At 70.0% G+C, this 14,743-nt stretch carries 6 protein-coding genes, 1 tRNA gene and 1 rRNA gene; 7 read left to right on the plus strand and 1 reads right to left on the minus strand.

What is annotated here, in order from left to right; genetic code table 11:
• The 3 genes from rrf to ABZ818_RS17490 form a co-directional block, all read left to right on the plus strand.
• Positions 1–91, plus strand: a 5S ribosomal RNA gene (gene rrf, locus ABZ818_RS17480); the annotation flags it as partial.
• A 114-nt stretch (positions 92–205) separates the two neighbouring features.
• Complete coding sequence (locus ABZ818_RS17485; protein ID WP_361415340.1) at positions 206–886, plus strand: DegT/DnrJ/EryC1/StrS family aminotransferase; 681 nt, start codon at positions 206–208, stop codon at positions 884–886.
• Positions 887–927: 41 nt separating this feature from the next.
• A tRNA-Thr gene (locus tag ABZ818_RS17490) sits at positions 928–1,003 on the plus strand.
• A 54-nt stretch (positions 1,004–1,057) separates the two neighbouring features.
• Here ABZ818_RS17490 and ABZ818_RS17495 read toward each other — a convergent pair.
• A complete protein-coding gene (locus ABZ818_RS17495) occupies positions 1,058–3,811 on the minus strand; it encodes a SpoIIE family protein phosphatase (protein WP_361415150.1) in 2,754 nt (917 codons plus the stop codon).
• A gap of 375 nt (positions 3,812–4,186) precedes the next feature.
• Here ABZ818_RS17495 and ABZ818_RS17500 point away from each other — a divergent pair, with 375 nt between their 5' ends.
• The 4 genes from ABZ818_RS17500 (at position 4,187) to ABZ818_RS17515 (ending at position 14,718) form a co-directional block, all read left to right on the plus strand.
• Positions 4,187–9,694, plus strand: coding sequence for a HAMP domain-containing protein (locus tag ABZ818_RS17500; RefSeq protein WP_361415152.1), 5,508 nt, complete (start codon positions 4,187–4,189; stop codon positions 9,692–9,694).
• 291 nt (positions 9,695–9,985) lie between these two features.
• A complete protein-coding gene (locus ABZ818_RS17505) occupies positions 9,986–10,666 on the plus strand; it encodes a response regulator (RefSeq protein WP_225075965.1) in 681 nt (226 codons plus the stop codon).
• Positions 10,667–10,842: 176 nt separating this feature from the next.
• Complete coding sequence (locus ABZ818_RS17510; RefSeq protein WP_361415154.1) at positions 10,843–13,596, plus strand: DNA translocase FtsK; 2,754 nt, start codon at positions 10,843–10,845, stop codon at positions 13,594–13,596.
• Between the two features lie 279 nt (positions 13,597–13,875).
• Positions 13,876–14,718 carry a RodZ domain-containing protein gene (locus ABZ818_RS17515; protein WP_361415156.1) on the plus strand — a complete coding sequence of 281 codons (843 nt, stop codon included), beginning with the start codon at positions 13,876–13,878 and terminating at the stop codon, positions 14,716–14,718.
• Positions 14,719–14,743 lie beyond the last annotated feature (25 nt).

The following is a 14,743-nucleotide window of genomic DNA, read 5'->3' on the forward strand; positions in this document are numbered from 1 at the left end:
GCCCGGTTACATTCCGAACCCGGAAGCTAAGCCTTACAGCGCCGATGGTACTGCAGGGGGGACCCTGTGGGAGAGTAGGACGCCGCCGAACAAATTTTGAAAGGGTTGGACCCCGAACTTCGGTTCCGGGTCCAACCCTTTTTTGTTCTCCGTTACTTGAAGTTCATGTTGCGCAACCAGCATCCGCCTCATGGGTATTGCTGCTCTGCTCAGGGCCGCCGGCGTCGGAGTCGGTGACGAGGTCGTCGTGCCGGCGTTCGGCAACGTGGAGGTTGCCGAGGCCGTGACACAGGTGGGCGCGCTGCCGGTGTTCGCCGACATAGACCCGATGACGTACTGCCTCGACGCCTCCACCGTCGAACAGGCCCTGACCTCGCGCACGGTGGCCGTGGTCGTCGTACACCGCTTCGGCCGGTCCGCCGACATGGGGCGGCTGCACGAGATGGGCCGGCGGCACGGGCTGCTGGTGCTGGAGCAGGGCGAGTCCGAGGCGCCGTACGACGAGGTGGCGCGGCGCAGGGAGCGTGCCGCCTATCTGGACACCAAGCTGCGGGGCGTACGGACGCCCGACGGTGGTGACGGGCACACCTATCAGCAGTACGTGGTGCGGGTGCCGGGCAACGGCCGGCCGGACCGGGACGCCTACGCACGCGCCATACGCGCCAGGGGAGTTGACTGCCGGGTGCCCGTGAAGACCCCCGTGCACCGGCTGCCGGAGTTCCGTCGGTGCGTGTCCCTGCCGGAGACCGAGCGGGCCGCCGAGGAGACGCTCACGCTGCCCGTGGACGCCTCGTTGACGCGGCGGGAGATGCAGCGGATCGTCTCGGTGTGCAACGCGCTCGGCGGACCGATCATGGTTGGGAGCACCGCCTTGTTCGGGGTATGATCTATTCCGTTGCCGCGGGGGAAACCCCGAAAAGGCGACAGGCCCCTATAGCTCAGTCGGCAGAGCGTCTCCATGGTAAGGAGAAGGTCAACGGTTCGATTCCGTTTGGGGGCTCCAACGGAAAAGGCCCTCACCCATCGGGTGAGGGCCTTTTCCATGCCCTGTGGCGCCCTACTGCTGGAGACCCGGCACCCGCATCGCCAGGATCGCCATGTCGTCGGACGGGGCGTCCGAGGCGAAGCGCTCCACCGCGCGCATGATGCGGGCCGCCACCGCACCGGCCGTCAGGCCCGTACAGGTGGTGAGCACGTCGGCGAGACCGTCGTCGCCCAGCATCCGGGTGCCCTCACGGCGCTCGGTGACGCCGTCCGTGACGCACAGCAGTACATCGCCCGGGTCCAGCGTGATCGTCTGCTCGTACAGCTCCAGGTCCTCCATGACGCCGAGCAGCGGCTGGGGGTCGGCGGCCGGCTCCACCGTGCCGTCCTGACGCAGGCGCAGCGGCAGCGGATGGCCGGCACAGACCACCTTCAGCCGGGCGCTGCCGTCCTCCTGCGGCCACAACTCGCCATACAGGAGTGTGAGGAAGCGGCTGCGGGCGCCCTCGTCGAGGATCGCGGAGTTCAGGCGCTCCAGCACCGCCGGGCCGCCGAAGCCCTCACGGGCCAGCAGCCTGAGCGCGTGTCGGGCCAGGCCGGTCACCGCGGCCGCCTCCGGGCCCGTACCGCAGACGTCGCCGATGGCGAAGCCGTAGGCGCCGTCACGGATGGGGAAGAGGTCGTAGAAGTCGCCGCCGACCTCGTTGCCCTCACCGGCCGCTCGGTAGATGACCTCGACCTCCACGCCCTCGACGTCGGGGAGCCCCGGCGGCAGGAGGCTGCGCTGAAGCGACTGGCTGATGGCCGTGCGCTCCGAGTACAGGCGGGCGTTGTCCAGGGCGAGGGCGGCGCGGCGGCTCAGGTCCTCGGCCAGTTCCAGGATCTCCTGGCGGAAGTGCTCGTCGGCGGGCTTGCCGAGGGTGAGCATGCCGATGACGCGGTTGCGGGCGACCAGCGGCAGGACGACCGTCTCGCCGCCGACCGCGGAGGCCGTGGCGAGGGTCGGTCCGATGATCGTACCGATGTGATGGTGCGAGTCGCCCAGGCTGAGGCTGCGCATGGAGCTGCGCAGAGCCGCCTGGTGGGCGGCCTCGCCGGGAGCGGTCCACACGCGTGCTCCGGGCGTGGGAACCGGGTCCGGCGGGGCGATCTTGGACAGCAGGGACTTGATGCCGTCGATCAGTTCCTCGTCCTCGTGCAGGACATAGGACAGGTAGGGGTCGGAGGCCTGGTCGGCGATCGTATAGACGGCGCACCAGGTGGCCAGGGTCGGGACCGTCATCTGGGCCATCAGGGCGAGGGTCTGGTCGCGGTCCAGGGTGCCGGCCAGCAGATCGGAGGCCTCGACGAGGAAGCTGAGCGAGCCGCGGCGCAGCCGCTCCAGTTCGCCCAGACGGGCCGACTCGACGGCCAGGGCGATGCGGTCGGCGGCGAACTGGAGGCGCAGCGCCTCCTCGTTGGAGTACCGGCCAGGTGCCTCCGCGGCGACGCCGAGGGAGCCCGTGAGGCGGCCCTCGACCTTCAGCGGGACCGTGACGACCGAGCGCATGCCCGTGCTGTTGAGGAGGGGGACGGCGCCCGGGACGGCGGTGAGGTCGTCGTGGACGGCCGGCATCCGGGCGGAGCCGTAGCGGCCGGGGCCCGCCTCGACGGGGACGCGGGCGAAACGCTGGCGCGCGGAGGGCAGGCCGGTGGAGGCGCGGACCTCCAACTCCGTTTCGTCGTCGGTGGCCAGCAGGAGGAAGGCGGCGTCGCCGTCGAGCATGTCGCGGGCGCGTTCCACCGTGCGTTGCAGCAGGCCGTCGAGGTCGTCGGGGGCGGGAGAGCCGATGAAGACCTCGAAGGGGTCGGCGCTGGGGCCCTCGGTGGCGCTGCCCGCGTCGGCGGACGCCGGGAGGCGCAACGGGGTCTGGAGCACGGCCCGTTCGTGGTCTCGTACGAGCAGGCAGACCGTGGAGGGCTCGCCGCCGGTGTCGCGGACGCGGAGGTGGGAGGCGTAGACGGGGATGACGCGGCCGTGGGCGCCGCGGATGCCGTAGCTGCCCTCCCAGCGGGAGAGTTGGAGCGCCTCGGCGATGCCGGTGCTGGTGCCGGGGGTGTGCGGCCAGGCGGCGAGGTCGGTGAGCGGCCTGCCGGTGACCTGCTTGGAGGCGTAGCCGAACAGCTCCTCGGCGTCCTCGTTCCAGGCGCTGATGGAGCCGCTGCGTTCGATCTGGACGACGGCCACGCGGACCCGGCCGTCGGCGAGCGGGAGGAGGTCGGCGGGCAGGCAGGGGCCGGCGGTGCGGGTGCCGACCGGGCGCTCGGGCAGGTCCAGCTGGAACCAGACCTTCTTGTGCGTCGGCGTGTACTCCACGCCCCAGCGGCCGGCCAGGGCCGCGCACAGTTGCAGGCCGCGGCCGCCCTCGCGGTCGGGGCTGCCCATGTTGATCGCCGAGCTCTGCACGGGGAGCTCGCGTTCGGGGTAGCGGTCGGACACCTCGATGCGCGCTCCGTCGTCGCTGCGCAGGCACAGCACGTCGGCCGCGGTTCCGGCGTGGACGACGGCGTTGGTGACCAGTTCGCTGGTGAGGACCACGGCGTCGTCGACGATGTCGCCGAAGCCCCACCCCTGGAGGGTGTCGCGGACGAAGGACCGGGCGGTCGCGACCGAACGCCCCAGGGGATCGAAACTGGCGGCCGCGCGCGCGGTGATCACAGAACTCCCTGTCCGGTTGTCGACGTGCAGACCCTGGTGGCCGATGGGCTCGCGCCGCTGTTCCGGCAGCTGCGGGCCGTTCGGCTGTGGCTCCGGGGGCTGTCCCCCGGGGATCACTCCCGTGGTCATGTCTGCGGCCGCCCTCCGATGCCCGCTCGTTCCCGTGCCACCGTCCAGGCCGGACGGACCGGTGCGGCTGGACAGCCCCATGCAAGGTTACTTACCTTCACCGTCCACGCGGATGCCGGTCGCCAGTGTTTCCGCCCCAAGGGTGTGCGGAGGGTGTGCGAAGCTGCCGAACTGTTATGGCCTGGTTCGGCCGGGGTGAAACACTGGGCAGGCTTCTGGTGAAGGTCCGGGCAGGCTGAGTGTGTTCTCTGCACCCAGGGCAGCAGCTCTCCCTGTGGGCTGATTACATCGGACAGGAATACGCAGCAGTAACCGGTACGCGACCAGGCGTACCGCAGCACGGCGGTAACGGTCGACCCCTGCGGGAGGGACACAGTGGAGTCTGGCGCAGCGACGCGGGGCACGAAGCCGCGCGCGAAAGGCGGACAGTCCCCGAAGAACCGGCGCACGACGCGCAACGGGACCACCGAGGTGGACACGGCTTCCCTGAACCGACTGCTGGCCGCTCTGGTGTCGATGCGTGACGGCAATTTCCGCAGGCGGCTCACGGTGTCCGGGGACGGCGTGATGTCGGAGATCGCGGCCGTCTTCAACGAGGTGGCCGACCGCAATCTGCATCTGACGGGCGAGTTGTCGCGGGTGCGGCGCATGGTCGGACGTGAGGGAAAACTCACCGAGCGGCTGGAGACGGGCGCCTGCGAGGGCTCCTGGGCGACCGCGATCGACCACTCCAACGCGCTGGTCGACGATCTCGTACGACCGGTCTCCGAGGTCGGCCGGGTCCTCTCCGCGGTCGCCGAGGGCGACCTGTCGCCGCGCATGGAGCTGCGCACGCAGGTGCCGGAGGGGGCCGGGCATCCGCTGCGCGGCGAGTTCCTGAAGGTCGGACGGACTGTCAACAACCTCGTCGACCAGCTGTCGACGTTCACCGACGAGGTCACGCGCGTGGCCAGCGAGGTGGGTACGGAGGGCAAGCTGGGCGGGCAGGCGCGGGTGCGCGGTCTGTCCGGATCGTGGAAGGACCTCACGGACTCCGTCAACACCATGGCGTCCCGGCTGACGGCGCAGGTGCGGGACATCGCGCTGGTCACCACGGCGGTGGCCAAGGGCGATCTGTCACGGAAGGTGACCGTCCACGTCGCCGGCGAGATGCTGGAGCTGAAGAACACCGTCAACACGATGGTGGACCAGCTCTCCGCGTTCTCCTCCGAGGTGACGCGGGTCGCCCGTGAGGTGGGCACGGACGGCATCCTCGGTGGTCAGGCGCATGTGCCCGGGGTCGACGGCACCTGGAAGGAACTCACCGACTCGGTGAACCTGATGGCCGGCAACCTGACGGCGCAGGTGCGCGGGATCGCCCAGGTCACCACCGCCGTGGCGAACGGCGACCTCTCGCAGAAGGTGACCGTTCCGGCGCGTGGCGAGGTCGCGCAGCTCGCCGACACGATCAACCAGATGACCGAGACGCTGCGCATCTTCGCGGACGAGGTCACACGGGTGGCCAACGAGGTCGGCGCCGAGGGCCGCCTGGGCGGGCAGGCGAACGTGCCGGGGGTGGCCGGCACCTGGAAGGATCTGACGGACTCCGTCAACACGGTGTTCCGGAACCTCACCACACAGGTGAGGGACATCGCCACCGTGACGACGGCCGTGGCCAGCGGTGACCTGTCGCAGAAGGTCACCGTCGACGTGGCCGGCGAGATGCTGGAGCTGAAGAACACCGTCAATGGCATGGTCGACCAGCTGTCGTCCTTCGGTGCCGAGGTCACGCGGGTGGCGCGGGAGATCGGGGTCGAGGGCGAGCTGGGCGGTCAGGCGCAGGTGGCGGGCGCCGCGGGAACCTGGAAGGACCTCACCGACTCCGTCAACACGGCGTTCCGCAACCTCACCGGACAGGTGAGGAACATCGCCCAGGTGACGACGGCCGTGGCCAACGGTGATCTGTCGCAGAAGGTCACCGTGGACGTCTCCGGCGAGATGCTCCAGCTGAAGAACACCGTGAACACGATGGTGGACCAACTGTCGTCGTTCGCCGACCAGGTGACCCGGATGGCCCGGGACGTGGGCACGGAGGGCCGCCTGGGCGGTCAGGCCCGCGTGGACGGTGTGTCCGGCACCTGGAAGGAGCTCACCGACTCCGTCAACTTCATGGCCGGCAACCTCACCTCCCAGGTGCGGCAGATCGCCCAGGTGACGACGGCCGTGGCCCGCGGCGACCTGTCGCAGAAGATCGACGTCGACGCGCGCGGCGAGATCCTGGAGCTGAAGAACACCATCAATACGATGGTCGACCAGCTCTCCGCCTTCGCCGACCAGGTCACCCGCGTTGCCCGCGAGGTGGGCACGGAGGGGCGTCTGGGCGGTCAGGCGCAGGTGCCCGGCGTCGCCGGTGTGTGGCGGGACCTCACGGACTCCGTGAACGGCATGGCCGGCAACCTCACCGCCCAGGTGCGCAACATCGCCCAGGTCGCCACCGCCGTGGCGCGCGGTGACCTCTCGCAGAAGATCACCGTGGACGCGCGCGGGGAGATCCTGGAGCTGAAGAACACCCTGAACACGATGGTGGACCAGCTCTCCTCGTTCGCCCAGGAGGTCACGCGGGTGGCCCGTGAGGTGGGCACGGAGGGCATCCTCGGCGGTCAGGCCGAGGTCCAGGGCGTCTCCGGCACCTGGAAGGACCTCACCCAGTCCGTGAACTTCATGGCGAACAACCTGACCAGCCAGGTGCGCAACATCGCCGAGGTCACGACCGCCGTCGCCAAGGGCGACCTGTCGAAGAAGATCACCGTCGACGCCAAGGGCGAGATCCTGGAGCTCGTCACCACCGTCAACACGATGGTCGACCAGCTGTCGTCCTTCGCCGAGCAGGTCACGCGGGTGGCGCGCGAGGTGGGCACGGAGGGCATCCTCGGCGGCCAGGCGCACGTGGCCGGTGCCGTGGGCATCTGGAAGGACCTCAGCGACAACGTCAACCTGATGGCCAACAACCTGACCATGCAGGTGCGCAACATCTCACAGGTCGCGGCCGCGGTCGCCAACGGCGATCTGACACGGACGGTGACCATCGAGGCGCGCGGTGAGGTCGCGCAGCTCGCGGACACGTTCAACACCATGGTGAAGACGCTGAGTTCGTTCGCCGACCAGGTCACCAAGGTGGCCCGCGAGGTGGGCACGGACGGCATCCTCGGCGGCCAGGCGTACGTCCCGGGGGTGGCCGGCACCTGGAAGGACCTCACCGAGTCCGTGAACCAGATGGCGTCCAACCTGACCGGTCAGGTGCGCAACATCGCCATGGTCACCACCGCCATCGCCAAGGGCGATCTGACCAAGAAGATCGACATCGACGCGCGCGGGGAGATCCTGGAGCTGAAGACGACCATCAACACGATGGTCGACCAGCTGTCCAGCTTCGCCGAGGAGGTCACCAGGGTCGCCCGCGAGGTGGGCACCGAGGGCCAGCTCGGCGGCCAGGCACGCGTGCGTGACGTCGACGGCACCTGGCGGGACCTGACCGAGTCCGTGAACGAAATGGCCGGGAACCTCACCCGGCAGGTGCGCGCCATCGCGCGCGTGGCCACCGCCGTCACCCGCGGCGACCTGAACCTGAAGATCGACGTGGACGCCTCCGGCGAGATCCAGGAGCTCCAGGACTACATCAACAAGATGATCGCCAACCTGCGCGACACCACGATCGCCAACAAGGAGCAGGACTGGCTCAAGGGCAACCTCGCCCGGATCTCCGCGCTGATGCAGGGCCGCCGCGACCTCCAGGACGTGGCCTCGCTGATCATGAGCGAGCTGACGCCAGTGGTCTCGGCACAGCACGGTGCCTTCTTCGTCGCCATGCCGCTCGCCGACGACACGGACCTCGGGAGCGAGGGCGACGACTCCTACGAGCTGCGGATGCTGGGTTCCTACGGCTACTCGCTGGGCTCGATGCCGACGTCGTTCCGGCCGGGCGAGGCGCTGATCGGGACCGCCGCGGAGGAGAAGCGGACCATCCTGGTCGAGAACGCGCCCAGCGGCTATCTGAAGATCTCCTCCGGGCTCGGCGAGGCGCCGCCCGCGCAGGTGATCGTGCTGCCGGTGCTGTTCGAGGGGACGGTGCTCGGCGTCATCGAGCTGGCCTCGTTCACGCCGTTCACCCACATCCAGAAGGACTTCCTGAACCAGATCGCGGAGATGATCGCCACCAGCGTCAACACCATCTCCGTCAACACCAAGACCGAGCTGCTGCTGAAGCAGTCCCAGGAACTGACCGAGCAACTGCGGCTGAGGTCGGAGGAGCTGGAGCAGCGGCAGAAGGCGCTTCAGGCGTCCAACGCCGAACTGGAGGAGAAGGCCGAGCTGCTGGCCCAGCAGAACCGCGACATCGAGGCGAAGAACTCCGAGATCGAGGAGGCCCGGCAGGTCCTGGAGGAGCGCGCCGAACAGCTCGCCGTCTCCATGCGCTACCGCAGCGAGTTCCTGGCCAACATGTCGCACGAGTTGCGTACGCCGCTCAACTCCCTGCTGATTCTGGCCAAACTGCTCGCCGACAACGCCGAGGGCAACCTCTCCCCGAAGCAGGTCGAGTTCGCCGAGACGATCCACGGCGCCGGCTCCGACCTGCTCCAGCTCATCAACGACATCCTGGACCTGTCGAAGGTCGAGGCGGGCAAGATGGACGTCTCCCCGACGCGCATCGCGCTCGTCCAGCTCATCGACTACGTGGAGGCCACCTTCCGCCCGCTGACCGCGGAGAAGGGCCTCGACCTGTCCGTACGGGTGTCGCCGGAGCTGCCCGCGACCCTGCACACCGACGAGCAGCGGCTGCTCCAGGTACTGCGCAACCTGCTGTCCAACGCGGTGAAGTTCACCGACTCCGGATCGGTGGAGCTGGTCATCCGTCCCGCCCGGGACGACGTTCCGCAGCCGATCCGCGAGCAGTTGCTGGAGGCCGGCTCGCTGGCCGACCCGGACGCGGGCCTGATCGCCTTCTCCGTCACCGACACCGGAATCGGCATCGCGGCCAGCAAGATGCGGGTGATCTTCGAGGCGTTCAAGCAGGCCGACGGCACCACCAGCCGCAAGTACGGCGGTACCGGACTCGGGTTGTCCATCTCGCGGGAGATCGCGCAACTGCTCGGCGGTGAGATCCACGCCCAGAGCGAGCCGGGCCGCGGCTCGACGTTCACCCTGTACCTGCCGCTGCACCCGGGGGAGCTGCCCCCGCAGGGCTACCAGCAGCCCGGCTCCGTGCTGGACGCCGGCGAACTGGTCGCCGCCCCCGAGCCGGACCCGTCCGGGCAGGCTGCCGCGCATGTCGAGACGCCGGCGGAGGTGAAGTCGTACCGGGAGAGGCAGAACGGCCCCGCCGCGCTCTTCCGGCGCCGTCGCAAGGCCCTGCCCACCGCCGACCACAGGCCGGCGCGGCACGGGCGGCCGTTCCAGGACCAGTGGGTGGTGGCGTCGTCGGGCCCGGCGGAGCCGGAGGCCGTCCCGCAGGGGCACCGTGACATCCGGTTCGGCGGCGAGAAGGTGCTCATCGTCGACGACGACATCCGCAACGTCTTCGCCCTGACCAGCGTCCTGGAGCAGCACGGCCTGTCCGTGCTGTACGCCGAGAACGGCCGCGAGGGCATCGAGGTGCTGGAGCAGCACGACGATGTGGCGGTCGTCCTGATGGACATCATGATGCCCGAGATGGACGGTTATGCGACGACCACGGCGATCCGGCGGATGCCGCAGTTCGCCGGGCTGCCGATCATCGCGCTGACCGCGAAGGCGATGAAGGGCGACCGGGAGAAGGCGATCGAGTCGGGCGCCTCCGACTACGTGACCAAGCCCGTGGACCCCGATCACCTGCTGAGCGTGATGGGGCAGTGGATGCGCGGGGAGTGACGACGGACCGGTGGCCGGAACGTTCGGAGGGCGTGGGACGTTGTCGACTCGGAGGCCCGGAAGCCGTGTAGAAGTGCGGAATCCGGGGAACCTTCTGGTCTCCCGCGGCGTTTCCGCCAGGTGCACAGTGACATCACGGTGACAGGGTGTGGCGACGGGCGGGGTGCGGCTACGATGACCGGCACAAGGACGGGCGGCGTAAGGGAGTCGTCCCCTGGGGCGGCACCCGCCGGTGCCTCCCCGGTTCCTGCGGACAGGGGCGGCCCCAAGCCGGGGCGAGGAGGGCGGGCCATGGTGCAGAAGGCCAAGATCCTCCTGGTCGATGACCGGCCGGAGAATCTGCTGGCGCTGGAGGCCATCCTCTCTGCGCTCGATCAGACGCTGGTGCGGGCATCGTCCGGGGAGGAAGCGCTCAAAGCACTGCTCACGGACGACTTCGCGGTCATTCTGCTGGACGTCCAGATGCCGGGCATGGACGGCTTCGAGACGGCCGCGCACATCAAGCGGCGGGAGAGGACCCGGGACATCCCGATCATCTTCCTCACCGCGATCAACCACGGCCCCCACCACACCTTCCGCGGCTACGCGGCGGGCGCGGTGGACTACATCTCCAAGCCGTTCGACCCGTGGGTGCTGCGCGCGAAGGTCTCGGTCTTCGTGGACCTGTACATGAAGAACTGCCAGCTGAAGGAGCAGGCGGCCCTGCTGCGGCTCCAGTTGGAGGGTGGCGGCAAAGGCGCGGTGGGCGACGGCAAGGAGTCGGCCGGTCTGCTCGCCGAACTCTCCGCCCGCCTCGCGGCCGTCGAGGAGCAGGCGGAGGCCCTGTCCAAGCAGTTGGACGACGAGTCCGCCGACGCGGCGGCGGTGGCCACGGCAGCCCACCTGGAGCGCAAGCTGACGGGTCTGCGACGCGCCCTGGACGCGCTGGAGCCGGGCACGGGGAGCACATCCTCGGTGCCTTCGCAGGGCTGAGTCCGAATCCGGGGCGCGGGCCCGGCCCACGCGGCGAGCGGCGGGATCGGGCCATGCTCCCCGTGACGTAGAGCTCTTGAGGGCGTGTCAGCCCGGCTCCTCTCCGGACCCGACACGAACGGGTGAAGCAACGGGCGCACGTGTCCACTGTCGTCTCCACCGGTAACCTCACACCCATGGCCTCACGTCCCTCCGCAGCCAAGAAGCAGCCCGCGAAGAAGGCCGCCGCTTCCGGGGCGGCTCCGGCGAGGAAGGCCGCCGCGAAGAAGTCCCCCGCCAGGAAGTCGCCCGCCAAAAAGGCCGCGGGCAAACCCGCGGCCCGGCCGGCGCCCAGTCCGACGGGGGGCGTGTACCGGGTGGTGCGCGCTCTCTGGCTCGGGCTCGCGCACGCCGTCGGCGCCGTCTTCCGCGGAGTGGGGCAGGGCGCCAAGAACCTCCACCCCGCGCACCGCAAGGACGGCATCGCCCTGCTGCTGCTCGCCGTCGCCCTGATCGTCGCCGCCGGTACCTGGGCCGATCTGCGCGGGCCCGTCGGCGACCTGGTCGAGATCCTGGTGACCGGTGCCTTCGGCCGGCTGGACCTGCTGGTGCCGATCCTGATCGCGGTCATCGCCGTCCGCCTCATCCGGCATCCCGAGAAGCCCGACGCCAACGGACGGATCGTCATCGGACTGTCCGCCCTGGTGATCGGCGTGCTGGGGCAGGTCCACATGGCCTGCGGCTCGCCCGCCCGCAGCGACGGCATGCAGGCGATAAGGGACGCCGGCGGGCTCATCGGCTGGGGCGCGGCGACCCCGCTGACCTACGCGGTGGGCGAGGTCCTCGCCGTACCGCTGCTCGTGCTGCTCACGGTGTTCGGCCTGCTGGTCGTCACCGCGACCCCGGTCAACGCCATCCCGCAGCGGCTGCGGCTGCTCGGGGTGCGGCTCGGCATCGTGCACGACCCGGAGGCCGACGAGTACAGCGACGACGACGCGCGCTACGAGGAGCAGTGGCGCGAGGCGCTGCCCGCGCGCTCCCGCAAGCGGCCGAGCGCCCCCCAGGACTACGACCCCGACGCGGCGGAGCAGGAGGCCCTCTCCAAGCGGCGTACCCGTCCCCGCCGCTCGGCAGTGCCGCAGCCGGACATGGAACGGCGGATGGACGCCGTGGACGTCGCCGCCGCTGCCGCCGCCGCACTCGACGGCGCGGTGCTGCACGGCATGCCGCCCTCGCCGATCGTCGCGGACCTCACCCAGGGTGTCGGTGTGGGCGACCGCGGGGAGAGCACCACCCCGACGCCCGTGCCCGCCGCGCGCCCCGGCCAGGACGGCCGGAGCGGGCGGTCCGCACAGGACCCGCCGGCCCAGCGTCCCGCCGGACAGAAGCAGTCCGGGGTCCCCGACCTCACGAAGACCCCGCCGCCCCAGCCCCGCGACCTGCCGGCGCGCGCCGAGCAACTTCAGCTCTCTGGCGACATCACCTACTCCCTGCCCTCCCTGGACCTGCTGGAGCGGGGCGGTCCGGGCAAGGCGCGCAGCGCGGCCAACGACGCCATCGTCGACTCGCTCACCAACGTCTTCACCGAGTTCAAGGTCGACGCCCGGGTCACCGGGTTCACCCGCGGCCCGACGGTCACGCGCTACGAGGTCGAACTCGGGCCCGCCGTGAAGGTCGAGCGGATCACCGCGCTGACCAAGAACATCGCGTACGCCGTCGCCAGCCCGGACGTGCGGATCATCAGCCCGATCCCCGGCAAGTCCGCGGTCGGCATCGAGATCCCCAACACCGACCGGGAGATGGTGAACCTCGGGGACGTGCTGCGCCTCGCGGACGCCGCCGGGGACGACCACCCGATGCTCGTCGCGCTCGGCAAGGACGTCGAGGGCGGCTACGTGATGGCCAACATCGCGAAGATGCCGCACATCCTCGTCGCCGGCGCCACCGGCTCCGGCAAGTCCTCCTGCATCAACTGCCTGATCACCTCGGTCATGATGCGGGCGACCCCGGAGGACGTGCGCATGGTCCTCGTCGACCCCAAGCGCGTCGAACTGACCGCGTACGAGGGCATTCCGCACCTGATCACGCCGATCATCACCAACCCCAAGCGGGCCGCCGAGGCCCTGCAGTGGGTCGTGCGCGAGATGGATCTGCGCTACGACGACCTGGCGGCGTACGGGTTCCGGCACATCGACGACTTCAACGAGGCGGTGCGCAACGGCAAGGTCAAGGCGCCGGAGGGCAGCGAACGGGAGCTGAAGCCGTACCCGTACCTGCTGGTGATCGTGGACGAGCTCGCCGACCTGATGATGGTCGCGCCGCGCGACGTGGAGGACGCGATCGTCCGCATCACCCAGCTCGCACGCGCCGCCGGCATCCACCTGGTGCTCGCCACCCAGCGCCCCTCGGTCGACGTGGTCACCGGTCTGATCAAGGCGAACGTGCCCTCGCGGCTCGCGTTCGCCACCTCCTCGCTGGCCGACTCGCGCGTCATCCTCGACCAGCCCGGCGCGGAGAAGCTGATCGGCAAGGGCGACGGGCTGTTCCTGCCGATGGGCGCGAGCAAGCCGACCCGTCTTCAGGGCGCGTTCGTGACCGAGGCGGAGGTCCAGGAGGTCGTCCAGCACTGCAAGGACCAGATGGCGCCGGTCTTCCGGGACGACGTCGTCGTCGGCAGCAAGCAGAAGAAGGAGATCGACGAGGACATCGGCGACGACCTCGACCTGCTGTGCCAGGCGGCCGAGCTGGTCGTCTCCACGCAGTTCGGCTCGACGTCCATGCTCCAGCGCAAGCTGCGCGTCGGATTCGCCAAGGCGGGACGGCTGATGGACCTCATGGAGTCCCGCGGCGTCGTCGGACCCAGCGAGGGATCCAAGGCGCGTGACGTTCTCGTGAAGCCCGACGAGCTGGACGGCGTGCTGGCCGTGATTCGCGGGGAGTCTGAGGGGTAGCAGGAAGACGCCGTCCGGCGGATGTGCTCGCCGCGGGTGGACGCGTGGACCGTGATCCACCCGTTAGCGAGCAACGGGCAACCGTTTCGCCTGGGCGTACGTCAAGTTGAGCGAGAGGACCGGTGCGGGTCCCGCCCTGGACGCCACATCTGTCCCACCATCGGATTGTCCGGCCATTCCGATGGCGTACAAAGTCCTACCGCCGGGTCGCTTCACCCTTTGGCACATCTCTAGACTGAACCTCCAGCACAGGCGGCTACACGCTCGAAAGGCGCCCCCGTGTCCATCGGCAACTCCCCTGAAGACGAGCGTCCCTTCGAAGACGTTTCCGAGGAAGCCGGCCCCTCCGTCGGCCGTGCCCTGCAGGAGGCGCGGCTGGCCGCCGGGCTGACCGTCGACGACGTCACCAGCGCCACCCGGGTCCGCGTCGCCATCGTGCACGCCATCGAGGCCGACGACTTCGCGCCCTGCGGCGGCGACGTCTACGCTCGCGGCCACATCCGGAACCTGGCGAAGGCCGTGCGCCTCGACCCGGCCCCGCTGATCGCGCGCTTCGACGCCGAGCACGGCGGCCGCCCCGCCCCGACCCCGGCAGCCCCCCTGTTCGAGGCGGAACGCATCCGCCCGGAGCGGCGCGGGCCCAACTGGACCGCGGCCATGGTCGCGGCGATCGTCGTCGTGATCGGCTTCGTCGGCTTCACGGCCTTCAAGGGCGGCAGCGACGACACCGGCGCCAAGGGGCAGATCGGCGAGGGCTCCACGCCCACGGCCGGCATGTCGGCCTCGCCCACGCCGAAGAACACCAAGTCCGCCGACCCGGCGCCGGCGCCGTCCGACAGCGCCATCGCTGCCGCGCCGCAGGACAAGGTCACCGTGCAGGTCAGCGCCGACAACGGGCGCAGCTGGATCTCGGCCAAGGACCACAACGGCCGGATGCTCTTCGACGGGCTCCTGCAGAAGGGCGAGTCCAAGACCTTCCAGGACAGCTCCAAGATCAACCTGATCCTCGGCGACGCCGGCTCGATCCAGCTGTACGTCAACGGCAAGAAGATCGAGGACCAGTTCCAGCCGGGCGCCGTGGAACGCCTCACGTACACCAAGGGCGACCCGCAGGTCGGGTAGCGGCGGGCGGGCGGCCCGTACACAA

The organism is Streptomyces sp. NPDC047453 (genome assembly GCF_040643155.1).
Classification (GTDB): Bacteria; Actinomycetota; Actinomycetes; order Streptomycetales; family Streptomycetaceae; genus Streptomyces.